Source organism: Acinetobacter sp. WU_MDCI_Abxb74, assembly GCF_025513915.1.
Classification (GTDB): domain Bacteria; phylum Pseudomonadota; class Gammaproteobacteria; order Pseudomonadales; family Moraxellaceae; genus Acinetobacter; species Acinetobacter calcoaceticus_C.
Genome location: NZ_JAHPRP010000020.1, coordinates 1 through 25,704, shown reverse-complemented (window position 1 = coordinate 25,704; position 25,704 = coordinate 1). Strand labels below are relative to the sequence as shown.

The window sequence follows — 25,704 nt, the reverse complement described above, 5'->3', positions numbered from 1 at the left end:
GGCAGGGGCGGCTGGATTCGAACCAACGGATGCCGAGATCAAAACCCGGTGCCTTACCACTTGGCGACGCCCCTAATATAATCATCATTACAGGTGAGGTTGGCAGGGGCGGCTGGATTCGAACCAACGGATGCCGAGATCAAAACCCGGTGCCTTACCACTTGGCGACGCCCCTAACATGTAACTTTAAAATGATTAAGAGGAGATTCTTTTAAACTATTTACCAAGTAAGATTTACATGGTGAATGATTAAGAATTTCATCAATATTCATTTCATTCGTTACTTCAATAAAAACACAAGCACCTGTACCTGTAAGCTTTGCTTGACCAAAATGATCTAAATATCGCATTGCTTCTTCTACTTTAGGGTATAACTGTCGAGCTAATGGCTCAAAGTTATTTCCAAAATTAGAAGGTTCTAACTGATAGGCGCAAAATTTAGTGGTCTTAGAGTCTCTTGTCAATGTTTTTTGTGAAAAAAGCAATTGAGTGCTGATAAAACAATCAGGTTTTAAAATAATGAACTGTTTTTGATCTAAGTCTATGAATGATAAATGTTCACCAATACCTTCAGCCCATGCATTTTTACCATAAATAAAAATAGGAACATCGGCACCAAGCTTTACACCATAGTCTGCAAGTTGTTCTTGATTTAGGCCACATTCCCATAATTGATTTAACACAATCAGGGTTGTGGCAGCATTGGATGAACCTCCGCCCAGACCTGCACCCATTGGAATATTTTTTTCAATTTTGATATTTAGACCGCAGAATTTTTTTGCATGCGGTCTTAGTATTTGAGCAGCCCGATAAATCAGGTTTTCTTCAGGTCGAACTTCACTCAATCCATCAATTTTGATTTGTTCATTCAGAGTGGGGGTAAATGTCATCCAGTCATATAAATCAATGAGTTGGAAAATGGTTTGTAATTCATGATAACCATTTTCGCGACGTCCTGTAATATGTAAAAACAGGTTGAGCTTAGCTGGAGAAGGAACTCGAATCATAGATTTATATAATTAGACTTAGCGGTTTTGGATGACCATTGTAATACGGTTTTCTTTATCTTCAGCAAGAGCTTGCTTTAAAATCAGTTTGTTTGGCAAAGTTTGTTCGCCATCATAACTGAAATTAACCGTCCAGCCATCTTCAATGAGTTGGTTTACACGATTTTCATTATCTTTAGTGATCTGAGCACTTAACGTTGCAGGTTTAGCCAAAATCCAGCTCGTTAAATGAGTAATGGGTGCTTGCCAACCCGTTGCACGCTCTAAAAGTTCTTCTGGAGAGGCGGCAGTAATTAATCCAGTTTTTGCACTATTTAACCTCACTTCGCCAGGTTTGCCCTGAATTTGGGTTTTTCCTACCCCTAAAATGCCGCTTAATTCAATATCAAAATTATCTTGTTGTTGAACCCAAGTGAAAAAAGCACTACCAGTTTGCTGGGGCGTGCGAACCCCAATCTTACCTTGTAAATTAAAGTGTTTTTCGTCTTGAACTTGTTGGGTAACCGCGGATTTAGGTTGAGTAAAATGCTGACAACCGGTTAGAAATAATACACTTGACCCACAGATCGCTGTGCACAGTTGGGCAAATTTGCTCATATATTTAACTCTTTTTTGCAGATGTAGGTAAAATTAACGCATCAAGCTGTTGTAATTGTGGATCATTGGCATGTTTTTGTTTCAGTTGTTGTAACACAGCGCTAAATTGAGTTAATGATCCTTGCATATACAATGCTTTAGCATAACGAACGCCAATATTTATATTATGGCTAAGTTCATAAGCTTTACCTAAAGCCTCCGCCGCAGCTTCATAATCATTCTGTAAAAATGCAATATAGCCAAGCGTATCCAGAATAGAAGCTTGTTCCGGCGCATATTCTAAAGCTTGCTCTGCATATTGACGTGCTTCTTTTAACCTACGATTTTGTAAGGCTAGTGTATAGGCATATGCATTTAGGTAAGTTGGACTGTTAGGCTCAAGTTGTAATAATTGCTTTAATGTTTTGTCGAGTTTATCGCGGTCAGTATATGGATCAAGTAATAAAACTTCTGCGTAAATGAGTTCCGGATCATCCGGTAAATTCTTTATCGCTTCATCTAATAAATTTAAAGCAGCTTTTTTATTGCCCATTTTCTTTAAGATTTCAGCTTGAGCTTGATATAAGAAACTTGCGTGTTGGGGATAATTTACGCGTTCTTGAGTGAGGAACCGTAAAGCATCATTTAAATTTTCTTGTTTATCATATATTGCAATCAGATTGCGTCTGGAAACTACGTATAAACTGCCATCAACCAAACGATAGTAAGCTTTTGCGGTTTCATAATGCTGTTTACGTTCAGCATTAATTGCTAAGTAGTAATAGGCTTCATTTTGATATTTTGCAGAGTTTCGTAGGTCTACAAGATATTGTTCTGCCTTGTCATATTGCTTTAAATCGATACTGGTTAAGCCTGCAATAAACAATGCTTCTTCAGCTTTAGGATTAGCTTCTATAACATTTTCAAGCTTTTCTAAAGCCAGTTGAGATTGATTAAGTTGTATGAGATAGCGGATTTCAGCTAAACGAATGTCTAAATTTTTCTTATATTTACGGCTGGATTTTGCATACCATTTAAGCGCACCTTCTTGATCGCTAAGAGCAATGAGTAGATTTGCTTTCATTAAAATAAAGCTCGTCACTTTAGGACGTCGGCGTAATGCTTTGTTAATGTTGGTTAAAGCAGATTCTAATTGGCCATTTTGGGCTTCTAAGTTGGCGATGAGGGCTAAAATAGAAGGGTTGTCTTTTTCTGCACTAGAACGTAAAGCTGTTAATAATACATCTCGATCTTGAGCGTTTTCCGGGGCAATACTCGCTAAAATTTGTTCTAAATCGGCAGTTGGATCTATTTTTAAAATTTTATCTAATGTTTCAGCAGCAAGCTGGTATTCATGTGTTTTTAAGGCAATATGGGACAAATAGAATAAAGCAGGCACATCTTTGGGTTCTTGGGCTACCCAATGTGTAGCAATGTTTAAAGCGGCTTGAAAATCATTATATTCAAGGGCAACGTCCAAAGCTCGCTGTTTAATTGAAGTAGAGTTACTTTTAATTGCGAGCACTGTGTAATTGTGCAAAGCGTTAGGAATATCATCATAAGCCAGAGCAAATTCAGCGACCATAGTCTGCTCTAATGCCTGATCAAATGAATGCACGGTATAGGTCTCTTGCACAGGACGTGCATAGACATGCGAGGACATGCTACCTAACAATAAGAATGTGGTAGAATACTGTCTTATCGAAGCACCGTTAAAATTAATACGGCTATTCATTTGACGCAATTTTTATTGATCCAAAGTAATGCTTTTTATGACACCGATGTTGCACAATAGCATAAATTTAGCGAAATGATGATCTGATATGTCTTTCTTTGCATTGGGTGTCAACCATCAAACAGCTTCTGTCGAACTCCGCGAAAAAATTGCTTTCAATGCAGAGCGATTAAGTCGTTTGCTTGCCGAACAAAACCATAACCAAAGCTTAAAGGATTTGGTGGTCGTCTCGACGTGTAACCGCACAGAAGTTTATGCCATGGCGGAAAATGCCGAAAGCCTTCTGAAATGGTTAGCCGATGCCAATAATATTGATGTAAAGCACTTAGTTCATCATGTTTATCGTTACGAGAACACGCAGGCAATTACACATTTAATGCGAGTAGCGAGTGGTCTAGACTCTCTCATGCTAGGTGAGCCGCAAATTTTAGGGCAGGTGAAAAGTGCTTTAGCATTGTCTAAAGAAGCCCAAGCGGTCTCTCCTGAATTAAACAGTGTTTTTGAATATGCTTTTTATGCTGCTAAACGTGTACGTTCCGAAACTGCGGTGGGCAGCCATGCCGTTTCGATGGGGTATGCAGTTGCACAATTAGCTTTACAGGTTTTTAGTAAGCCCGAAAAAATTACTGTGATGGTCGTCGCGGCGGGTGAGATGAATACCTTGGTTGCTAAACATTTGGCTGAAATGAGCGTCGCCAAAATTATTATTTGTAATCGTAGCCGTGAGCGTGCTGACCAACTGGCTCAAGAGATTTCACATCAGGTTGAAGTTGAAATTATTGATTTTTCAACATTGGCTGAAAACTTGTATCGTGCTGATGTTGTGTCGAGCTGTACTGGTAGTTTATATCAAGTGATTGCTTATCAGGATGTTAAGGCCGCATTAAAGAAACGTCGCTATCAACAAATGTTAATGGTTGATTTAGCTGTGCCCCGTGATATAGATCCTAAAATTGAAGCGCTTGATGGAGTCTATTTGTATGGGGTTGATGATTTACAAAGTGTGATTGAAGAAAACCTCGCTCAACGACGTCAGGCGGCTGTTGAAGCGGAAGTAATGGTGAATCAATTAGCTACTCAGCTTATTACTCATCAAAAAGTTAAAGAGGCAGGCAGCACAATTCATGCTTACCGCCAACATAGTGAAGAAGTTAGTCAACAAGAGCTTACTCATGCATTAGAGGCTTTGCATCACGGTGAGAATGCTGAGCAGGTCTTACAGCAATTCGCGCATCGTTTGACGCAAAAGCTTATGCATCCAACATCTATCTTGCTACGCGAAGCTGCTAAGGCAGAAAATCCTGATTATTTTGAATGGTTACAACAGCATTTACAGGATGTGTTTGATCATGAGCGTAAGCCAAAACATTAAGATAACAGTCTTAAACTAATTTGTTTGGTTAATTCATTAAGCTGTTGTCTTAAATTTCTTGATTCAATCAGAGAAATCGGTGACTTAAGCTTCTGACGTAAATACCTTTCTTTTAGGCCTAAAGCATATTCTTGGGCTAATTTATCTGCCACTTCAGGTGCTTGTGTTAATGCCTGAATATTGGTTCTTTGCATAATATCTGCAATTTCATGACAATAGCTGCTACAAGCGCCGAGCACATAATAAGTTGCTAGCTCTTGATCATCAGGTAAGTCATCAAAAATACGATTTAAAATAGCCAGTACTTTTGCCAATAATTCATCTTGATGAATATAGGCACGTAATCCTTCAAAATGAATATAAAGAAAAGGGTGGTGCATCAAAATTGCAATCGCAAAGTCTTCATCTTTAGTATGAATGTTAAATGAGAGCGAAGCATCATGGCTGATTTGTGGTGTAAAACGTTTACCTAGTCCGAGTTTTTCACGGAAAGATTGATTGAGTAAATAACGGAACGAACCCTGTTTGGGTAATAGTTCAGTCAGTTCTCTGAGTTCTCCCATGACCAAGCTTTTGCCTTCAGGGGTACTAATGTCGTGTTGACCTGTTAAATGAGCAAAGACAAAATCAGACAAAAGAGGGGCTTGTTGTAATAATTTTTGGAAATTTTCAAGCCCTTCACGGCGAATCAGAGAGTCGGGATCGTGGTCATTCGGTAGTACGAAAAATTTGAGTTCGCGTCCATCATTGAGAAGTGGTAAAGCAATTTCTAAGGTTCTACGTGCTGCTTTTTGACCCGCAGCATCACCATCAAAAGCAATGGTAATACGGCTATTTTGTTTAAATAAAATATTAAGGTGTTCTGTATTACTTGCAGTTCCTAAAGTTGCGACTGCCCCTGTAATGCCATACTGCTGAAGCGCAATGACATCCATATAGCCTTCAACCATTAACCAGTCGCTAGATTTGAGTTTTCTACCTTCATAAAGCCCGTAAAGTAGCTGATTCTTATGAAAGACCTCGGAGTCTGGCGAGTTAATGTATTTGGGCTTGATCTCATCATTTAAAGCACGACCACCAAAACCAACGACGCGACCTTTAGGGTCTCGAATCGGGAAAATGACACGGTCACGTAATAAGTCAAAATCACGACCATTATCGCTTGAACGGATAAGTCCAAGTTGTTTTAAACCATCAATGTCATAAGGAAAAGCTTTTTCTAAGTGTTGCCAGTCTTCTGGCGCATAGCCCAAGCGCCAAAATTGAATAGTCTGATTGCTTAAACCACGTTGTTTAAAGTATTTTTTTGCCTTTTGACTATTAGGTAACTGATGTTCATAGAACTGAGCAATATTTTCCAGTAAGTCATATAAATTACCTTCTTGAACTGGTTCCTCAAAGTTAAAAGGCTGTTCAAATTGGGCAAACGGGTCATCAAAAAATACAGGTTCAAGCGTATTATAACTTTCATCTATTGGTTGCTGAGGAACCACGGACTCAGCCGTACTTGCTTTAGTAGCAATTGGTGGCTTCGTAACCTGACGGGTATAAGACAGTTTTTTATTTTCGGTATTATCTTTGGGTAATTCGACTCCAGCGCTACTCGATAACTCCTTCATAACATCTATGAAGTTTCGGTTATCAATATCCATCAGAAAACGGATCGCGTTACCGTTAGCCTGACAGCCAAAGCAGTGATAATACTGCTTGTCTCGATAGACATGGAACGATGGGGATTTTTCTTGATGAAAAGGGCAACAGCCGGAATATGTACGTCCCGTCTTTTTCAGTTTCACACGCTGACCAATCAAATCGACAATATCTGTGCGATCTAAAATTTGATCAATCGTATGTTGTGGAATTGCCATAATTCAGATAACCGTATTAAAACTGATGAGAGAGTAATTCAGAATATTCTGACATGATGAGGCAAGATCTACACAATAAATATTTTAATTTTTTATAAAAACAAACAGGCAAGTGGTATCACTTGCCTGTTTGTTGGTGCTTTTTAAAGTTTGAAACTTATTGAGCAGCGTCGTTTGTACCTTGTGTTGCATCATCTGATTGAGAGTCAGTGGATCCATCCGTAGAACTAACAGCAGGGGCAACAGTTGTATTTTCTGCTGCTTGTGGCTCAGATTTGTCTAATAAACCGAAGCTTAAACGGTTTGTCCAGCTACGTTCTGACTTTGGTGCTTCAACTTGTGTTTGCTCTGGCTCAGCAGTTTCTTCTTTATCTGAATTACCAATTAAACCGAAGCTAACACGATTAAGGAAGCCACGTTTTGGAGCTTCTGATTCACTTGTGCTTTCTGGTGTTGCGGCAGTAGATTCACGACCGAAAATACCTAAAGTTGCACGGTTAATCCAGTTGCCTTCTTTACGGGCAGCACGCATGTTAACCGTACCGTCTTTTTTCACAAGGTTAGGATAATTGAGTTTTAAAACTTCAATATATTGTTGTGACGTGGCTTTATCGCCTAATTTGTCATAGCTATATGCCAAAGTTGCTAAAGCTTCTGGAACTTGAGGAGTTTGTGGATAATGTTCAATTACCCATTGAGAACGCTCTGCAGCAGCGATCCAAGCTTTACGCTTAACGTTAAAGCGTGCAGCGGTCATTTCATTTTCAGCAAGCTCTTGTCCAATAAATTTCATGCGCTGAGCGGCATCAACAGAATATTGGCTACTTGGAAAACGACGAATTAAATCAACAAAATTCTGATAAGCAACTTTTAAATAGCTCACATCACGATGAGATTGTTGCAAAGATGTATAGCGCATCAAACTGTCGTAGTTTTGCTCCATATTCGCTACAGCACGAACATAATAAGCATAATCCACATTTGGATGCTGAGGATTTAAACGAATAAAACGTTCTGCTAAGGCAATCGCGCCTTCATAATCTTTTTGTTTAAATTTTGAATATAGAAGTTCAAGTTGTGCTTGTTGTGCGTATTGTCCGGTCGGATAATAAGTATCGATTGCTTCTAAAGACTTGGTCGCATCAAGATATTGACCACGGTCAAGCGACTTTTGGGCCTTTTCGAAGTAAGCTTGTTCACTAGATTGTGGGCCACTATCGACCACTTCTTTTTTACTTGGATTGCTGCTACAGCCCACAAATGCAGACGCTAAACCTAAAGATAAGGCAAGCATCGTAATTTTATAACGTGGTAGCGACATAAAAACTCCTCTGTTATGTTGGGCAATGAGCTACAATTGCGCTATTAAACCACTTTTATCTCAATGATCAAATGACTTCAGCACAATCTTCAAACACAAACTTATCTGAAACCGACTTCAATTTACTTGAAGATTCTGAGGATGCAGATAACCATACTTCTGATACAACTGCAACACGTTTATCGTTGCAAGTTCAGCTAGATGAAAGCTATCTGGGACAACGCATCGATCAGGTAGCAGCCTTGGTGTGGAATGAGTTTTCACGTGAAAAGCTTAAACAATGGTTGAAGGATGGCCATCTGTTGGTGAATGGTAACATTGTCAAGCCAAAGCACCGTTGTGAAGGGACAGAACTGCTTACACTCGAAGTTGAGCTCGAAGCTCAAACTACGAGCCAACCTGAAAACATTCCACTTAATATTGTCTATGAAGATGACGACATTTTAGTCATCAATAAACCAGTCGGCATGGTAGTACATCCAGGGGCTGGTAATAGTTCTGGAACTTTAGTGAATGCCTTACTTTACCATTTCCCAAAATTGTCGGAACTTTCCCGCGCTGGTTTAGTACATCGTATTGATAAAGATACCAGCGGTTTGTTAGTCGTTGCTAAAAGTCTTGAAGCACAATTTTCTTTAAGTAAACAGTTGGCAAATAAATCGGTTTACCGCGTATACGACTTAGTTGTTTATGGAAATGTTATTGCTGGCGGTACTATTGATGAACCTATCAAACGTCATCCAGTTGACCGTGTGAAAATGGCGATTTTACCTGGTGGGCGCGACGCTGTGACCCATTACAATGTAAAAGAACGCTTTAAAGATTTTACCCGTATACAAGCACGTCTTGAAACAGGTCGAACTCATCAGATTCGTGTGCACTTTAGTTATATCGGTTATGGACTGATCGGTGATCAGATTTATATGAACCGTGTACGTGTACCTGCAGGGGCGTCTGAATTACTCATTGACACTTTACGTGGTTTTAAACGCCAAGCATTGCATGCAGCGAAATTGGGTTTAAAACACCCTCGTACTGCTGAAGAAATGCTATTTGAAGCGCCATGGCCTGAAGATTTTACACATTTAGTGAATGTGTTACGTTCAGAAAACGCTGCATATTAAGGACGCGTATATGGAATTTGTTCAAGGACTACCTCAAGGCGTATATGTAGGGCAAACGCGTGTTCATCATCCTTTGGCATTACCAACGGATCAACTTGAGTTGTCTGGCTTTAATCTGGCTTTACATGTCAATGATGAGGCACAACGTGTTCAGCAACATCGCATGATATTGTTAGATGAGTTTGCTCAGTTCGGTGTTAAGAAAATGACATGGATGACTCAAACACATAGTACGATTTGCCATACAGTAAATGAACAAATTCCTTTTAAGGCGTTAATCGGCGATGGTTTGGTCACTCAAACCAAAGGTCATGCTTTAATGATGATGACCGCTGATTGCTTACCTGTCGTGTTAGGGAATGTCGAAGGTACGGAAATCGCAAACTTGCATGCGGGTTGGCGTGGTTTAGCAGGAGGGATTGTTGAAAATACGGTTGTTGCTATGCAGAACCCTCCAGCTTGGGCATGGTTAGGAGCTGCGATTAGCCAACCTTGTTTTGAAATTGGGGCTGAAGTAAAGGCTGCTTTCTGCGACAAGTATCCTGAGTTGGGAACAGCTTTTGTTGAGGGAGCTGCTCCAAATAAATTTCATGCAGATTTATATGCAATTGCGCGTTTTATTTTGCAGAGTCTAGGTGTGAAACAGGTTTTAGGCGGAGACCAATGTTCTTATCAACAAAGCGATGAATATTTTTCTTATCGTCGTAATGCGAAGACTGGACGTATGGCCACCTTTGTTTTTATATAAGCTCTATAAACAGTAAGTACATTCACTCTCTTATTTTGTAGTAATTAAACAAAATAAGAGAGTTTTTATTTAGCTGTAAGGTATTACGATTGTGAAGTGTATTGAAACACTTGTATTTCATATTTATAGATGTAGGTTTAGCAAGCGCTAATAAAATGATAAAATAGAAAAAATCGCTCAAAATTTTAATCTTATGTCTTTGCCTGAAAAACATCTCTCTATTGTCTACCACAGTCCATATGGTCATACCGCCAAGGTAGCTTTCGCTATTGCTGCTGGTGCAGAGGTGATGGGGGTAAAAGTACATCTAATGAATATTGAACATATTGATTGGGATGCGCTTGATACATCACAAGGCATTATTTTCGGATCTCCTACCTATATGGGAAGTATGACTGCCGACTTTAAAAAGTTTATGGACAGTACTTCTAAACGTTGGAAAGAGCGTTTGTGGCAAGGCAAGCTCGCGGCTGGCTTTGCAAATTCGGGTGGTTTGAGCGGCGATAAACTAGCGGTATTACAACAATTAAATATTTTTGCCATGCAACATGGCATGTTGTGGTCAGGTTTGCCTTTAATGACCACAGGACATGGTGAAAAAGATTTAAACCGATTATCGAGTTGTTTAGGTCTAATGACTCAGTCAGACAATGCTCCTGTTGAAGTTACTCCCCCACAAGGCGACTTGGATACAGCTAAATGGTTTGGTGAATATATTGCCGGATTACTTTATCGTATAAGTTGAAATAAGCATTTGATTTTATATTAAATAAATATTACATCTTTATTCTAATTACAAAAAAGTTGTATTTTTTTTGTCCATTTTTGATTATTTTTTACCAAATGGTTTATTTGGACAATGATGTCTAAATCCTAATAAATAAAAAAATGGAATAATCATGAAAATTTTTTTAACAGCTCTTTGTCTAAGTTGGGCTACTTTAAGCTATGCCAATTTAGAATCTGCAGATCTTGTTCCTCTAAGTGATTCAGAACTTTCTAAAGTTGAAGCTCAAGCATTATTTTCATTTACCTATACCGACCCAAAACAAGCTGATGCTTCGATGAACCAGCAAAATATTGGCTTTTATAAATTGGGTTTAGAGGCAAATCTTGAGCTAAATGCCAATATTAATAAGTTGCAATTAGGATGTGGAGGAGTAAACGGTTTAGGTGGGTGTGATATTGATATTGATAACTTAAGTTTAAGTGGCTTAAGTGATACAAGTGATGGTCGAGCTTCTTCTTCTGCTGTTTTTAGTAATCCCTTTATTGAATTTGCAATTAAAAATCCAGACAGCGCAGCTTTAAGAGAAATTAAAGGTTTTCGTTTAAGTGCTGAAAAGGTTATGGGACTGCTGACTATGGGGCTTGAAAATTCAGAAACACCAAATGGAATTAATAGCTTAAGTGGTTACATGAAAATTAAAGATACCACTGGTTTAGCTTATACCGCTGCCCGTAATATGTCTTATCAAGATACAGGCAAGACCATTGATGGGACTGTTAATGCATGTATCGGGATTTGTATTCCTTTAGGATTTAACTCGTCTGATTATAATTTGCAATTACAACAGACCACTGCACCTATTGTGATCAACGGGCAAGTGATTTCTGGTTCACGAATGAATAATGTCATGCTGAACGGAGTAGCAAATATCGATCAGCTTAATTTCTCTGGAGATCTGAAAGCTTCTATTAATGCAGCACTTGGTCTATTAAATTTACAAAAAAATGTAACGGGCAGCATTACCGGATTAAGAGCGGCGCTCACAGTTGATCAAAACTTAGGATTCATTCATAAAATTGAATTAAATAATCCTTTCTCGCTTTCTTTGCAAGGCCAACAAATATTTTGGCCAGGTGCAGATGCAGCAGCAGAACGGGGGTGGTGGATGGCTTTTGATGATGAAATTGATATTGGCAATGTTACGCCAAGTAAACAAATTGAGATAACTAATGATGTTTTAAAGCAGGTGGTAGATCCAATTAGCGCTTATTTAACCGCAAACCCAGTGAGATGTAATCTTTTAAATTGTTTGTTTGGTGAAGACTTAGCAGTTGGTGAGGTTAAATTACCCAATACAATTGTGAATTTCCCATTGAAAGATTTGCAACTTAAAAATCAATCTTTTGCACCAAACTGTTATGGCAATTTAAAATTTTGCTAAATTCAAAGTGACATAAAAAAACCTTTAAAGTTAACTTTAAAGGTTTTTTTATTACTTATGAAATATACGAGCTTTATCACGTTGCCAATCGCGGTCTTTTTCAGTTGCACGTTTGTCATGAAGCTGTTTACCCTTCACAAGCGCAATTTCTAGTTTAACTAAATGACCTTTCCAGTAACATGCCAAAGGAACGCATGAGTAACCTTTTTGGTTAACTGCACCCATTAGGTGTTCAAGCTGGCGTCGGGAGAGCAATAACTTACGGGTACGTGTTGCTTCAGGTACCACATGGGTCGAAGCCGATAATAAAGGCTGAATTTGTGAGCCAAGTAAAAATGCTTCGCCATTCTTGAAAATGACATAACTTTCCGTCAAAGTCATGCGCCCAGCACGTAAGGATTTTACTTCCCAACCTTGAAGTGACAGGCCAGCTTCAAATTTTTCTTCGATAAAATAATCATGACGGGCACGTTTATTTTGTGCGATTGTTCCGCCATTGTGTTTCTTTACTACTGTTGCTTTCGCCATAATTCAAACTTCCACAATTATGCCTATTGTGCCGTAAACTGATGCTAAGGTGAAGTTTTTCCTGCACATGAATATTTCGCCTCATGTATAACTTTTGCTAAAATAGGTTCACAATACAATTAGAGTACTAGCGGATGTCTAAAACGCGTGTAATTTATCCTGGAACATTTGACCCCATCACGAATGGACACGTTGATTTAGTTACTAGAGCATCAAGAATGTTTGATGAGGTTGTAGTAGCAATTGCAATTGGACATCATAAGAACCCTTTGTTCAGTCTAGAAGAAAGAGTTGAACTGGCGCAATCATCTTTAAGTCATCTATCAAATGTTGAATTTGTAGGCTTTGATGGTTTACTGGTTAATTTTTTCAAAGAACAAAAGGCAACCGCGGTACTTCGTGGTTTAAGAGCGGTTTCTGACTTTGAATATGAATTTCAACTTGCCAATATGAACCGTCAACTTGACCCACATTTTGAAGCGGTGTTTTTAACACCATCTGAGCAGTATTCTTTTATTTCTTCGACATTGATTCGGGAAATTGCTCGTTTAAAAGGGGATGTAACCAAGTTTGTTCCGCAAGCTGTGGTTGAGGCCTTTGAACGTAAACATCAACAAGGTTGGTAACGTGTCGTTATATATCACCGATGAATGCATAAACTGTGATGTTTGTGAACCAGTTTGCCCGAATGAAGCAATTTTTATGGGTGAAGTGATTTATGAAATTCATCCAGATTTGTGCACTGAATGCGTTGGTCATCATGATCAACCGCAATGCCAATTGTTTTGTCCTGTAGATTGTATTCCTAAAGATCCAGAGCATGAGGAAACGGAAGAACAGCTATTCGACAAATATAAAAAATTAATTGCTCAAAAAAGCACGAGCAATTAGTAAATAAATTTGTTAATATGCGCCCCTGAAGTGAGCTGGATGGTCGCTGCTGTGGAGGTCTTCGTGACTGAAGCAGGGGAGGAAAGTCCGGGCTTCATAGGGCAGGGTGCCAGGTAACGCCTGGGCGGTGAAAGCCGACGGAAAGTGCAGCAGAGAGTAGACCGCCTCATTCGTGAGGTAAGGGTGAAAGGGTGCGGTAAGAGCGCACCGCGTGTCTGGTAACAGTTCACGGCATGGTAAACCCCACCAGAAGCAAGACCAAATAGGAATCCTGAGGTACGGCCCGTACTGGATTCGGGTAGGTCGCTTGAGCGTATGAGTGATTGTACGCCTAGAGGAATGACCATCCTCGACAGAACCCGGCTTATAGGCTCACTTCACCTAATTTATTTAAAATTTATCTTGACGTGCATTAAAGAAACTAAGATAATGCGCGCACAGTTTTAGGCTATGTAGCTCAGTTGGTTAGAGCACCGCACTCATAATGCGGGGGTCACAAGTTCAAGTCTCGTCATAGCCACCATTTTATAGACCACGCTCCTGCGTGGTCTTTTTTTATGCTCATTTCCTGAGTAAACATACCTCTAAAGATCAATTTTATAATGATGATATGTTTTTTTGATTTTTTATTAGCTTATTAATATTTAAAAATTATTTCCCTTAGCTGGGGATAGGCAATAAACATATTCTAATTGCTGGTGGCATTGGTATTACGCCATTTCTACCTCAAATGGATGAGTTTGCTGAAGCGGTGCTGATTTTGAGCTACATTATGCTTACCATTTTTCTGAACATGCAGCTTTGTTAAATGAGTTAAAACGGAAACATGCAGATCGCGTGTTTAGCTATTCTGAGTCGGAAGGTTGTGTGCTTAATCTAGACAAATTAATAACATTTCAACCCAAACACACATATCTATGTGTGTACTCCTAACCCCTGATTGATGTGGTAACAAGCACTGTTAGCGTGATGGCTACATTCACTAGAAATAATTTATTTCAACAGTTTCTGAAGAGGGTGTGGCTTTTGCTGTTGTACTTACTAAGTCTAATCAGGAAGTAGAAGTACAAAGTAACCAAACCATTTTACAAATCATCGAAGCATTTAATATTGATGTTGAATGTTTATGTCGTGAAGGGGTATGCATCGGTATATGTGAAACTGATATTTTGGAAGGTGAAGCAGAACATTTTGATCGAAAATTCAGTAATGCAGAAAAGACTTCATAAAAAATATGGTGATTTTTGTATCGCGGGTAAAAAGTAAAAAGCTAATATTAGATATTTAATACATTTCTTTGGTCGATCAATTGTTTAAAACATAAATTTGCTAAAAAATGAACAAATAAAGGCGATCTGAATCTTATTTGTTCATTTGGTGGAATTTAATGGTTTTGAACTCTTGACCTGTTCTGTAGAACTATAGATAATGCGCACACAGTTTACGGCTATGTAGCTCAGTTGGTTAGAGCACCGCACTCATAATGCGGGGGTCACAAGTTCAAGTCTCGTCATAGCCACCATTTTAAAAACCATGCTCATGCATGGTTTCTTTTTGTCTTTTTTTACTCATTAAAATGTTTTTCAATAATATCGAGTGTTTTTGAGCTTTGATAAAAAGGAGCTAAAATCGCTTGAAGTAACGGTTCCAAAATACCGTGTTCATTAAAGGCATTCATAACCTTAGGGTAAAAACGTAAAGCTTCAGTTTGTAAATCAGTTTCAGTTAAACCAATCTCACTTAATACTTCAAATAAACTTTCATCTTTGTAAAAGTCATAAAAAACCTCTACGCCATACAAAATAAGATCTTGCATAAATTGTGACTGGCGTAATTCTTTCCAATATTCGTAAATTAAAACAAAGAACTCTTCAACATCAAGAGGAGTCAACTGCTTCATAAACTCATAGGTTTTTTTGTGACGAAGATCTTCCCAAATATGACGAACCAGACTTTCTAGGTCTTCAGCTGATAAAAGACTTAATTCTGTTAATTGCTCATGAATAAAGTTAGCGGCCCATGTTTCGAGCTTATGTTCAAGACGCTGTTGTTGTAAAAAAGAGAATTTTTTGAGTTTATGTTGCCATTCAAAATGATAGTCATCTATTCTAGATGCGTTTAGAAATTTTGGTAATTTTTGTTCTAGAGTTGAAGTTGCAATATATTGGCAGAGTTGTTGGACAGATGGGCTAGTGCTTAAAAACTCATTAAGATAATGCCTGATGTGTTCCATTTCTAGAAATTTGGATAGCCACATTTCAAATTGGTGATCAGACACCAAATCTTGTAGCTGTACGGGGGATTTCATCGCAGATAGGTAAATACGCTGTGCGATTTCTCCAATAAACTCAAGCAATCCTGCCCCAAGTTGCATTTCAAAAGCATAGCGTTTTACAACAGCTTGTAATTGTTCTAAATCAACAACTTCATGAAGTTTGATTTCATCGGCATGCTGCATAAACAGTTGGATGAACTGCCGGAAATAAATAGGTGAGTTTTCTATAGATAGTTGTTTTTTGAAAAATTCCACCTGCTCAAGCAAAAGTGCTTGAGCAAGTGTTGTAGTTTTTGATGAGTTTTTTTGCTCAGTCATTCGCTGTCCAACCGTTGACAATCGGATAACGTCGTTCGCGGCTAAATGCACGAGAGGTAATTCTCGGACCGATAGCACCTTGACGACGTTTGTATTCATTACGATCAACTAAACGGATGACTTTTTCAACTACTTCTTTATCAAAACCTTTGGCAATAATATCAGCCTGACCTAAATCTTCTTCAATGTATGCGTAAAGGATGGCATCCAATACATCATATGCTGGTAAAGAGTCTTGGTCTTTTTGGTCTGGGCGAAGTTCTGCTGAAGGTGGACGAGTAATTACACGTTCAGGAATAACTGGAGTTTCACTTAAGCTATTACGATATTTCGCTAATTCAAACACGATAGTTTTATAAACATCTTTTAGAACAGCAAAACCACCAACCATATCACCATAAAGTGTACAGTAACCAACTGAAAGCTCAGACTTGTTGCCAGTAGCGAGTACTAAATTACCAAATTTATTTGATAAACCCATGAGTAAGGTGCCGCGTGCGCGCGCTTGTAAGTTCTCTTCAGTTGCATCTGCTGGTGAGTTGCCAAAGAAAGGATACAAGGTTTGCATAAAGCTATTTACAACTGAATGTATTTCAGCGATACCGAAAGTTACACCCATACGTCGAGCTTGTTCTGCCGCATCTTCAACACTAATTTGAGAAGTGTAGGTATAAGGCATCATTACGGCTTGTACTTTTTCTGCACCGATTGCATCAACAGCAATGGCTAATGTAAGGGCAGAGTCAATACCGCCAGATAAACCTAAAATTACACCTGGGAAGCCTGAACGCTCTACGTAATCACGTGTTGCCAGAACTAAACCTTGATAGATCTCTGCAAAGGTCTCTAAAGCAGGCGCAGATTCTGTGACTTTAAATGATTTGTTTTCATGGTCAAATTCAGCAATATAGAGGTCTTCTTTAAAGCTTGGCGCTTGTAAAGCAATTTCACCACTTTTATTACTAACAAAACTTGTGCCATCAAAAATTAGATCATCTTGTCCGCCCACTTGGTTAACGTACACAATGTTCAGATGAAATTGTTTTGCAAGTTCACTCAGTGTTTGTGTGCGGTGTTGTGGTTTACCGACCTCATATGGTGATGCATTCAATACAAGAATAGTATCAACATTTAATTGGCTTAACTGTTTTACGGTATTAATTGACCAGATATCTTCACAAATCAATACACCAAACTTATGTCCAAGATATTCAAACACCAAGTGCTGATGGCCTTTTTGGAAATAACGTTTTTCATCAAAGACGCCATAGTTTGGTAAGTTATGTTTATTAAAGACACCCAAAACTTGACCGTCTTTCATGACAGCAGCAGAATTATAACGTTGGCCATCTTCTGTCTGGTTCACGAATCCGAAAACCATGACAATATCTTTAACTTCGGCAAGCTGAGCAAAAGCCTTTTGCATACGTTTATTTAAATTTGGACGTAGCAGTAAGTCTTCAGCTGGATAACCAATAACAGAAAGCTCGGGAAAAATAATCAGGTCAGCGTCTTGTTTTTTCGCCTGATTTACTTGCTCAATCATCTTTTTGGTGTTTGAGTCAATATTGCCAATATGCGGAGAAAACTGAGCAAGGGCAACTTTAAAACTTTTCATTCAAACCTAATCCTAGATCATAACGAATATAGATACACACAGTGTTGATTTTTATAGATATAATTTTTCAACGATGTGTATGATACGATAGTAAACAATTAAAATAGTAAACAAAAATGTCAAGATCAATAATATATACCAATCACATATTTTCTGCGTAAAAATAACGAGATTTTCTGTATAGAATAGAAACAGGCTTCATTATTTTTATTGTTTGTATACTGCCTTATCACAAGCCAATTTGGAATAAGCGCGTTATATTTTTTTCAATAATTTGAATTAAATAAGATTGATTTTATAGTTTAGGTAAGTATTTCTGCTTTATAAAAATTCTCATTTACATTAAGCAAAAATGTTACGTTCAAAGAAAGACTGATTATTTAGTTACAAATGAAGTTGAGGTGAACAGATAATATTTGGAATTTTTCCAGAGCAAATGTCACGAGCAATTTCGCCTTGCTGCTCAATGTTATAAGAGTTAAACGCCTTGTGGGGAGAGTAGATGTATTTATAGGGGTTGTAAGTTTTAAAGCTAAGATAATAGGCCGATTGCAGTAATGCACCTTTAAGTAATACATGAATACCTTTTTGATACTGCATGACATGAGTGAGTTCGTGAATAAAAATACCCTGCATAAATTTAGATTCTAGAGCGTAATTTTCGCTGTAATCTGAAGGATTGACGTAAATATTTCCGTTTGGTGCCATAAAAATACCGCAAGACTGCCAAGGTAAATAACGAGTAGCAATAATTTTAGGTTGTTCACAATTGAGCATGTCACCGAAGACGAGTTGTGCTAATACTTTTTCTTGAGCTGTTAGATGTCTGATGGGATATTTTTTTAAGTGACGAAAAATAAAAAGCGTAAGAAGTATAAATTGTTGTTGGGTCGAGCGTTTAAGGGCAGTAAGGGTTAGCATAGCTTTGCCATTAAAATGAGTTCATCTATTTCTTTAGGATAGTATAGATTACTCATGAGTAAATAAAGAGTCAGAGTTACTCATTAGGTATAACTTTGAGAGCGCATTGATTTTATGCTTTTGATTGAACAAGTTTAAATATAAATAACTCTGCGAGCTTTATTTTCTAAATTAGAGAAATTTCTTGGATAAGAAAAAACCCCAGTTAAAACTGAGGCTTTACGACAACTAAAATCACAACTGCAAATAAAATTAAGGTTGGCATTTCATTAAAGAAGCGCCAGAACCTATGTGATTTGTAGTGAGCATTTCCGATAAGTTTTTTACGATAGTAGCCACATACCAAATGGTAGATGACTAATAAAGCCACTAATCCTACTTTAAGGTAAAACCATGTTGCCTGATGGTAATGTCGAGTTGCATCGCCCCATTCCACAAGAAAATGAGCGGTAATTAATGTGGCGATCATAGAAGGCCACATAATTCCGCGATACAACTTACGTTCCATTATTTCAAAGCGTTGATGACTAGCTGCATCTTCACTCATGGCATGGTAAACATATAGACGTGGTAAGTAGAACAAAGCAGCGAACCAACAAACCACAGCAATAATATGTAATGCTTTTACCCACAAAAAAGCATCAGAAGGTGCATCCATCGATAATCCTACGTGGGATTATGCATCCCACTTCTTGAAAATAAGGCAAGCGTTAACACCGCCAAAGCCAAAACTGTTACTCATTACAGTATTCAATTTTGCATCACGTTTTTCAAGTACGATATCAAAAGGTTTTGCGCCTTCATCAAGTTCAGTTACATTGATGTTTGGTGCGATAAAGTCATTTTGCATCATTAGAACAGAGTAGATAGCTTCTTGTACGCCAGCTGCACCCAAGCTATGACCTGTCATAGATTTGGTTGAGCTAAGAGGAGGTACATTGCCTTCGCCAAATGCACGTTCCATTGCCTTAAGTTCTGTAATGTCACCAGCTGGAGTAGATGTACCATGTGTATTTACATAGTCAATTTTGTCTACGCCATGTTGCTTAGCTTCTTCAAGTGCCATTAATACACAACGTGTAGCACCTTCACCACTTGGAGCAACCATATCTGCGCCATCGCTGTTTGCAGCATAACCAACCACTTCAGCTAAAATGTTGGCACCACGTGCTTGAGCATGTTCAAGTGATTCAAGTACGACAAAACCACCACCGCCAGCAATAACGAAACCGTCGCGGTCTGCTGAATATGGACGAGATGCTGTTTCTGGAGTTTCATTATATTTTGAGCAAAGCGCACCCATTGCATCAAACAATAAACTTTGAGACCAATGATCTTCTTCACCACCACCAGCAAGCATAAGGTCTTGTTTGCCGAGTTGGATAAGATTGTAGGCATAACCAATTGCGTCAGCAGAAGTTGCACAAGCACTTGTAATGGTATGAGCAATACCTTGCAGTTTGAATGCAACACCTACGTTTGCAGTAATGGTGTTTGACATGTTGCGTGGTACGAAGAAAGGTCCTACTTTACGTGCACCTTTAGTCTCTAAAAGCTCTGTCATTTCAACAACAGATGCAGTTGAACCACCACCTGAACCGCCTGCAATACCGTAACGTGGATTACCACCGATTTGCTCAGCAGTAAGTCCTGCATGTTCAACAGCAGCTACAGCAGCATTGTAAGCGTACATTGCACATACGCCCATAAAGCGTTTTAACTTACGGTCAATATGATCAAAATCTTGTTCTGCAGCAGCGCTCACATGACTTTTAAAATTGAGTTCAGCATAAGTTGGGTTAAAACGTGTCCCCGAGATTCCATTTTGAAGTGAATGAGTAACTGCTTCTAAAGAGTTACCGATACATGAGTTAATACCCATACCAGTGATTACAACACGTTTCATCTACAGGTCCCTTTATGGTGATATTAAGAGTCTAGCGTGATCAACAGCTATTAAAATGAATAGGAGAATATAGCTGTAAGCAAACAAGACTCATGTTTTTTCGTTGTTAACATGATAGCAGAAAGGATTTTTATTTCTTATGGCAAATCTTTATGACAATTTTACATTTAAAAAAAATAACTAAATACATGGTATGTTGCATTTAGGGTTAACTAAAATACACACATTCAAGTTGAGATAAATCCACATTCCACCTAGTATTTATGTCTAATTAGATAAATTAAAAAATCGAGGTACTTGATGACAAAATTTAATAATAATCAATCTGACAATTTGTTTTCTCAGGTCTTCGGAGTGGCTAAAAAGCTCAGTTCTACAGGATTGAGTATCTTGCAACAGAACCAATCAGGTGATGTAAGTAAGGTAATTGAACCAATTCCAGCTGGTAAAACGGTTGAAGGTAAATCGAGAGCAAAAAGCCCATTTGAAGTTGAGCAATATGAAAGTCCTCAACAAATGCTTCGAGAACAATTACCGAGAGTAACTCGTCAGGTCTTTGGACGGCATTTTACAAAAGTAAATGGTGTGGCGACATTTCTTTCCCCAGATTGGGATCAAAAAGTCTCAGGCTATTTATTTGATTGGTTGAATGACTTTAGTTCAAAAAGCACCTTAACTGAAAAAATTCTGGAAGAAGCGGGCGCTAAAGATTTATTTGAATTAACTAAAGATACAGGACGTTCTCAACGTTTAAGTCAGGCGCTCATTGAACAAAATAAATTAATTGCGACAATACAAGGGGCAATTACAGGCGTGTCAGGTGTGGTTGGTGCTGCTGTAGATGTTCCAGTTTCACTCGTCTTGGTTTTAAGAACAATTTATCAGACAGGAAGATCACATGGCTTTGATCTTTTGGAAGTTACAGACCAAGATGTTGTCGAGTTTATCTTTAAAGAAGTGGACATTAGTCTGATTGCAGAAAAGCAAACTCTATTGTTAGCTTTAAAAACGTTACGAAATATGTTGGAAACACAAGATATTCGTCAATTTCAGCAAGTGTTAGGTTCAACTACTGATCTAGATACTTTGAAGAATTGGTTAGTTGATGAAGAGGGGGAGTTTAAATGGAGTTGGTTAAATCGTATTCCAAAACTCTCAGCCTTTGGTAAATTTACACCAGTTGCTGGTGCTGTTTTAAGCGCTGTATATAGTTGGAAACTACAAGAAGATGTTGGTCATAAAGCACAGGCCATATTTGGAGCTGCACGACATTATTTAAACGAACATCCGAGTGAGCATTTATCTCCGTTACAAGCTTATTATGCTGCGGTTACGCTCATGCAGAAAGCGAGTCCACGTCTTTTAAATGTTGGTGAAGATGGTAATGTTCATGCTGCACATCATCATAAAGTAGAAAATCATGATGTAATTTCAAAAGTATCTATTGTCTTAAAGCCTACAGAAAGTAAAAAGAGCGAAGAGAAAATTCAGGAAAATGTTCATCAAGGTATCGAGCAACTTGCCGATAAACATGTAGAGGAACATGAGCATACGGAGCAAAAACCAGCTTTAACTCCTGAAGAAGATGAAGAGGAATTAGAGGATAAAAAATACTCTTAACAATACGCTTACAAATAAGAGCTTTAAAAATAAAATCTGAACTCTATTTAGATTTGTAAGTTATCCTGTCAAAGATTGATATGGTCAACATTTGGTAAGTATTGCCGTGTTGACCATTTTTGCATCTTAGCTTACAATTATGTGCCCTTAAAAAGAGGTATTTTCTTTTTAAGGTTTATTAATAACGGGAGAATTGCCATATGGCAACAACGAATCAGTTGATCCGTAAGGGTCGTACGACTTTGGTTGAAAAATCCAAAGTTCCTGCGTTGAAGGCTTGTCCACAACGTCGTGGTGTTTGTACACGTGTTTATACAACTACACCAAAAAAACCTAACTCAGCTATGCGTAAGGTTTGCCGTGTTCGCTTAACTTCAGGTTTTGAAGTATCTAGCTACATCGGTGGTGAAGGTCATAACCTACAAGAGCACAGTGTTGTTCTTATCCGTGGTGGTCGTGTTAAAGACTTACCAGGTGTACGTTACCATACCGTTCGTGGTTCATTAGACTGTGCTGGTGTTAAAGATCGTAATCAATCACGCTCTAAATACGGTACTAAGCGTCCTAAGAAGTAATTCTAGGAAACTAGTCCAATAAGCCCTTTAGCGTTTCGCTTGTTTGAATTCTTCATAGTTTTGTAATTCAAGCGACGTATAGTAAGGCCAGCGTCGTGTACATGACACTTGTACAAACTGCTGGATTATCCTGAAGTGTCATATTATTAGGTGTATTAAAATGCCAAGACGTCGCGTAGTCGCTGCTCGTGAGATCCTTCCAGATCCAAAATTTAGCAGCCAAACAATCGCTAAATTCATGAACCACGTAATGCAAGATGGTAAAAAATCTGTTGCTGAAGGTATCGTTTACGGTGCTTTAGAACGTGTTCAAGAAAAAAACAAAGTAGACCCAGTTGAATTTTTCGAGACTACTCTTGAAAAAGTTCGTCCTATGGTCGAAGTAAAAGCACGCCGTGTTGGTGGTGCTACTTATCAAGTACCTATGGAAGTACGCCCATCCCGTCGTACTGCCTTAGCAATGCGTTGGTTAGTAGATGCTGCTGCTAAGCGTTCTGAAAAAACGATGGCTTTACGTCTTGCTGGTGAGTTGCTTGATGCAGCTGAAGGTAAAGGTTCAGCAATCAAAAAACGTGAAGACGTGCATCGTATGGCTGAAGCCAACAAAGCCTTCTCTCACTACCGTTTCTAAGCGGATAAAACAGTCCCTAATCAGGAGAATATTCATGCGTACAGCAGCTCGATTCAACATTGCTCTTTATCAAAGTGGGAGCTTTGCGGGTATTTAAGTTGCCTGCTTGGATATTTGTACGCATCAATCTAATTGATGCGTCCTGTTTTAAATATAACATTTAGGAATGTAGACCTCATGGCTCGCCAAACCCCAATTAGTAATTACCGTAACATCGGTATTTCTGCGCACATCGACGCAGGTAAAACAACTACAACAGAACGTATTTTGTTCTACACAGGTGTATCTCACAAAATTGGTGAAGTACACGATGGTGCAGCAACAATGGACTGGATGGAACAAGAGCAAGAGCGCGGTATTACAATTACCTCGGCTGCTACGACTTGTTTCTGGTCTGGTATGGGTAACCAATTCGAACAACACCGTATTAACGTAATTGACACCCCGGGACACGTAGACTTCACAATCGAAGTTGAACGTTCTATGCGTGTTCTTGACGGTGCGTGCATGGTTTACTGTGCAGTTGGTGGCGTACAACCTCAGTCTGAAACTGTATGGCGTCAAGCAAACAAATATAAAGTGCCTCGTTTAGCATTCGTGAACAAGATGGACCGTACAGGTGCAAACTTCTTCCGTGCTGTTGAGCAAGTTAAAACTCGTTTAGGTGGTAATCCTGTACCTATCGTTGTGCCAATTGGTGCAGAAGATACGTTTGCAGGTGTTGTTGACCTTATCGAAATGAAAGCGATTATCTGGGATGAAGCATCTCAAGGTATGAAGTTTGAATATGCTGAAATTCCAGCTGACCTAGTTGATACGTCTAATGAATGGCGTACCAAAATGGTTGAAGCTGCGGCTGAAGCTTCTGAAGAATTAATGGACAAGTACCTTGAAGAAGGTGATCTTACTAAAGAAGAGATCATTGCAGGTTTACGTGCTCGTACATTAGCTTCTGAAATTCAAGTAATGCTTTGTGGTTCAGCGTTCAAAAACAAAGGTGTTCAACGTATGTTGGATGCTGTAATTGAATTCTTACCATCACCTACAGAAGTTAAAGCGATCGAAGGTATCCTTGACGACAAAGACGAAACTAAAGCGTCTCGTGAAGCATCTGACGAAGCTCCGTTCTCTGCGTTAGCGTTCAAAATTATGAACGACAAATTCGTAGGTAACTTAACATTCGTACGTGTTTACTCTGGTGTTCTTAAACAAGGTGATCCGGTTTATAACCCAGTTAAATCTAAGCGTGAACGTATCGGTCGTATCGTGCAAATGCATGCGAACGAACGTCAAGATCTTGATGAAATCCGTGCAGGTGATATCGCAGCGTGTGTAGGTCTTAAAGACGTTACTACTGGTGATACATTATGTGATGAGAAAAACATCATTACACTTGAGCGTATGGAATTCCCAGAGCCAGTAATTTCATTGGCTGTTGAACCAAAAACTAAAGCTGACCAAGAAAAAATGTCAATTGCTTTAGGTCGTTTGGCTAAAGAAGATCCATCGTTCCGCGTTCGTACAGACGAAGAATCTGGTCAAACAATTATCGCTGGTATGGGTGAGCTTCACCTTGACATCATCGTTGACCGTATGAAGCGTGAATTCGGTGTTGAGGCGAACATTGGTAAACCAATGGTTGCTTACCGCGAAACAATTAAAAAGACTGTTGAGCAAGAAGGTAAGTTCGTTCGTCAAACAGGTGGTAAAGGTAAATTCGGTCATGTATATGTTCGCTTAGAGCCTATGGATGTTGAAGAAGCTGGTAAAGAATACCAATTCGCTGAAGAAGTTGTCGGTGGTACAGTACCTAAAGAATTCTTTGGTGCGGTTGACAAAGGTATTCAAGAACGTATGAAGAATGGTGTATTAGCTGGTTACCCTGTTGTGGGTATCAAAGCGACATTATTTGATGGTTCTTACCATGATGTCGATTCTGATGAATTGTCATTCAAAATGGCTGGTTCGTATGCTTTCCGTGACGGTTTCATGAAAGCAGATCCTATCCTTCTTGAACCAATCATGAAAGTTGAAGTAGAAACTCCAGAAGACTACATGGGCGATATCATGGGTGACTTAAACCGTCGTCGTGGTATGGTTCAAGGTATGGATGATCTTCCTGGTGGAACAAAAGCAATTAAAGCAGAAGTTCCATTGGCTGAGATGTTTGGTTACGCGACTCAAATGCGTTCTATGTCTCAAGGTCGTGCGACTTATTCTATGGAATTCGCTAAATACGCTGAAACTCCACGTAACGTGGCTGAAGGCATCATCGCTAAGTTCCAGACTGGCGGTAAAAAAGGTGACGACGAGTAATCTTTCGATTACTATAAGCCCAAACTAATTCTTAGTTAAAAACCAAGCGCTCGTGCAGTGACCCTGCATGAGCAGTTTATAAAGGAAGATCATCATGGCTAAAGCCAAGTTTGAACGTAATAAGCCACACGTAAACGTGGGCACAATCGGTCACGTTGACCATGGTAAAACAACTTTAACTGC

At 38.8% G+C, this 25,704-nt stretch carries 23 protein-coding genes, 4 tRNA genes, 1 other RNA gene and 1 pseudogene; 16 read left to right on the top strand and 13 right to left on the bottom strand.

Features of this window, described 5'->3' with window-relative positions:
- Window positions 1-2 precede the first annotated feature (2 nt).
- The 5 genes from KTH84_RS18940 to KTH84_RS18920 form a co-directional block, all read right to left on the bottom strand.
- Window positions 3-74: transfer RNA gene (locus KTH84_RS18940), tRNA-Gln, on the bottom strand.
- Between the two features lie 26 nt (window positions 75-100).
- Window positions 101-175: transfer RNA gene (locus KTH84_RS18935), tRNA-Gln, on the bottom strand.
- Window positions 174-1,007 carry a 4-(cytidine 5'-diphospho)-2-C-methyl-D-erythritol kinase gene (gene ispE, locus KTH84_RS18930; RefSeq protein ID WP_262474770.1) on the bottom strand — a complete coding sequence of 278 codons (834 nt, stop codon included), beginning with the start codon at window positions 1,005-1,007 and terminating at the stop codon, window positions 174-176. The genes KTH84_RS18935 and ispE overlap by 2 nt, the downstream gene beginning before the upstream one ends.
- An 18-nt stretch (window positions 1,008-1,025) precedes the next feature.
- On the bottom strand, window positions 1,026-1,604 hold the full coding sequence (lolB, locus tag KTH84_RS18925; protein WP_262474768.1) for a lipoprotein insertase outer membrane protein LolB: 579 nt from the start codon (window positions 1,602-1,604) through the stop codon (window positions 1,026-1,028).
- 4 nt (window positions 1,605-1,608) lie between these two features.
- The gene (locus tag KTH84_RS18920) at window positions 1,609-3,318 is read right to left on the bottom strand and encodes a tetratricopeptide repeat protein (RefSeq protein ID WP_082250188.1); all 1,710 of its coding nucleotides are present in this window, start codon (window positions 3,316-3,318) and stop codon (window positions 1,609-1,611) included.
- An 88-nt stretch (window positions 3,319-3,406) separates the two neighbouring features.
- Here KTH84_RS18920 and hemA point away from each other — a divergent pair, with 88 nt between their 5' ends.
- On the top strand, window positions 3,407-4,690 hold the full coding sequence (gene hemA / locus KTH84_RS18915) for a glutamyl-tRNA reductase (RefSeq protein WP_262474767.1): 1,284 nt from the start codon (window positions 3,407-3,409) through the stop codon (window positions 4,688-4,690).
- On the opposite strand, the gene KTH84_RS18910 is transcribed toward hemA, so the two are convergent.
- Entirely contained in the window at window positions 4,687-6,558 is a 1,872-nt protein-coding gene (locus KTH84_RS18910; protein WP_262474765.1) for a DNA primase, read from the bottom strand. The two genes, hemA and KTH84_RS18910, sit on opposite strands and share 4 nt — an antisense overlap.
- A gap of 157 nt (window positions 6,559-6,715) precedes the next feature.
- Window positions 6,716-7,879, bottom strand: a complete 1,164-nt coding sequence (locus KTH84_RS18905; RefSeq protein WP_042898562.1) for an outer membrane protein assembly factor BamD — start codon at window positions 7,877-7,879, stop codon at window positions 6,716-6,718.
- 71 nt (window positions 7,880-7,950) lie between these two features.
- Here KTH84_RS18905 and rluD point away from each other — a divergent pair, with 71 nt between their 5' ends.
- The 4 genes from rluD to KTH84_RS18885 all read left to right on the top strand — a co-directional run bounded on the left by rluD (window position 7,951) and on the right by KTH84_RS18885 (window position 11,922).
- Entirely contained in the window at window positions 7,951-9,003 is a 1,053-nt protein-coding gene (rluD, locus tag KTH84_RS18900; protein ID WP_042898561.1) for a 23S rRNA pseudouridine(1911/1915/1917) synthase RluD, read from the top strand.
- 10 nt (window positions 9,004-9,013) lie between these two features.
- Complete coding sequence (gene pgeF, locus KTH84_RS18895) at window positions 9,014-9,751, top strand: peptidoglycan editing factor PgeF (RefSeq protein ID WP_262474762.1); 738 nt, start codon at window positions 9,014-9,016, stop codon at window positions 9,749-9,751.
- A 193-nt stretch (window positions 9,752-9,944) separates the two neighbouring features.
- Entirely contained in the window at window positions 9,945-10,496 is a 552-nt protein-coding gene (locus KTH84_RS18890) for a flavodoxin family protein (protein WP_262474760.1), read from the top strand.
- 154 nt (window positions 10,497-10,650) lie between these two features.
- Window positions 10,651-11,922, top strand: a complete 1,272-nt coding sequence (locus KTH84_RS18885; protein WP_262474758.1) for a hypothetical protein — start codon at window positions 10,651-10,653, stop codon at window positions 11,920-11,922.
- Between the two features lie 51 nt (window positions 11,923-11,973).
- Here the strand turns inward: KTH84_RS18885 and smpB are convergent, their stop codons facing one another.
- A complete protein-coding gene (smpB, locus tag KTH84_RS18880) occupies window positions 11,974-12,450 on the bottom strand; it encodes an SsrA-binding protein SmpB (protein ID WP_042898558.1) in 477 nt (158 codons plus the stop codon).
- Between the two features lie 134 nt (window positions 12,451-12,584).
- Between smpB and coaD the strand changes: the two genes are divergently transcribed.
- The 6 genes and pseudogenes from coaD to KTH84_RS18850 all read left to right on the top strand — a co-directional run bounded on the left by coaD (window position 12,585) and on the right by KTH84_RS18850 (window position 14,863).
- Complete coding sequence (coaD, locus tag KTH84_RS18875) at window positions 12,585-13,076, top strand: pantetheine-phosphate adenylyltransferase (RefSeq protein ID WP_004641605.1); 492 nt, start codon at window positions 12,585-12,587, stop codon at window positions 13,074-13,076.
- Between the two features lies 1 nt (window position 13,077).
- Entirely contained in the window at window positions 13,078-13,341 is a 264-nt protein-coding gene (locus tag KTH84_RS18870) for a YfhL family 4Fe-4S dicluster ferredoxin (protein WP_003653306.1), read from the top strand.
- Between the two features lie 27 nt (window positions 13,342-13,368).
- Window positions 13,369-13,724: RNase P RNA component class A (gene rnpB / locus KTH84_RS18865), an RNA gene on the top strand.
- A gap of 63 nt (window positions 13,725-13,787) precedes the next feature.
- A tRNA-Met gene (locus tag KTH84_RS18860) sits at window positions 13,788-13,864 on the top strand.
- A 128-nt stretch (window positions 13,865-13,992) separates the two neighbouring features.
- Window positions 13,993-14,629 (top strand): annotated as a pseudogene (locus KTH84_RS18855) (flavin reductase family protein); the annotation flags it as partial.
- Between the two features lie 157 nt (window positions 14,630-14,786).
- Window positions 14,787-14,863, top strand: a tRNA-Met gene (locus KTH84_RS18850).
- A gap of 42 nt (window positions 14,864-14,905) precedes the next feature.
- Here the strand turns inward: KTH84_RS18850 and KTH84_RS18845 are convergent.
- From KTH84_RS18845 to KTH84_RS18825, 5 genes are all read right to left on the bottom strand, one after another.
- A complete protein-coding gene (locus KTH84_RS18845; protein WP_133975057.1) occupies window positions 14,906-15,934 on the bottom strand; it encodes a hypothetical protein in 1,029 nt (342 codons plus the stop codon).
- The gene (locus KTH84_RS18840) at window positions 15,927-17,552 is read right to left on the bottom strand and encodes an NAD+ synthase (RefSeq protein ID WP_262474755.1); all 1,626 of its coding nucleotides are present in this window, start codon (window positions 17,550-17,552) and stop codon (window positions 15,927-15,929) included. Before KTH84_RS18840 ends, KTH84_RS18845 begins: the two co-directional genes overlap by 8 nt.
- 384 nt (window positions 17,553-17,936) lie before the next feature.
- Window positions 17,937-18,473, bottom strand: coding sequence for a hypothetical protein (locus KTH84_RS18835; protein WP_262474753.1), 537 nt, complete (start codon window positions 18,471-18,473; stop codon window positions 17,937-17,939).
- 205 nt (window positions 18,474-18,678) lie between these two features.
- A complete protein-coding gene (gene hemJ / locus KTH84_RS18830; protein WP_042898554.1) occupies window positions 18,679-19,131 on the bottom strand; it encodes a protoporphyrinogen oxidase HemJ in 453 nt (150 codons plus the stop codon).
- An 18-nt stretch (window positions 19,132-19,149) separates the two neighbouring features.
- Window positions 19,150-20,379, bottom strand: a complete 1,230-nt coding sequence (locus KTH84_RS18825) for a beta-ketoacyl synthase N-terminal-like domain-containing protein (protein WP_004641618.1) — start codon at window positions 20,377-20,379, stop codon at window positions 19,150-19,152.
- A 300-nt stretch (window positions 20,380-20,679) separates the two neighbouring features.
- Here KTH84_RS18825 and KTH84_RS18820 point away from each other — a divergent pair, with 300 nt between their 5' ends.
- The 5 genes from KTH84_RS18820 to KTH84_RS18800 form a co-directional block, all read left to right on the top strand.
- Window positions 20,680-21,999 (top strand): EcsC family protein, encoded by a 1,320-nt coding sequence (locus KTH84_RS18820; protein ID WP_262474750.1) that lies wholly within the window; start codon window positions 20,680-20,682, stop codon window positions 21,997-21,999.
- Window positions 22,000-22,199: 200 nt separating this feature from the next.
- Window positions 22,200-22,574 (top strand): 30S ribosomal protein S12, encoded by a 375-nt coding sequence (gene rpsL, locus KTH84_RS18815; protein ID WP_002050319.1) that lies wholly within the window; start codon window positions 22,200-22,202, stop codon window positions 22,572-22,574.
- Window positions 22,575-22,734: 160 nt separating this feature from the next.
- Window positions 22,735-23,205, top strand: a complete 471-nt coding sequence (gene rpsG, locus KTH84_RS18810; RefSeq protein WP_003653285.1) for a 30S ribosomal protein S7 — start codon at window positions 22,735-22,737, stop codon at window positions 23,203-23,205.
- 177 nt (window positions 23,206-23,382) lie between these two features.
- Entirely contained in the window at window positions 23,383-25,521 is a 2,139-nt protein-coding gene (gene fusA / locus KTH84_RS18805; protein WP_003653284.1) for an elongation factor G, read from the top strand.
- Window positions 25,522-25,615: 94 nt separating this feature from the next.
- A partial coding sequence (locus KTH84_RS18800) for a GTP-binding protein (protein ID WP_072292276.1) occupies window positions 25,616-25,704 on the top strand: 89 nt, incomplete at its 3' end.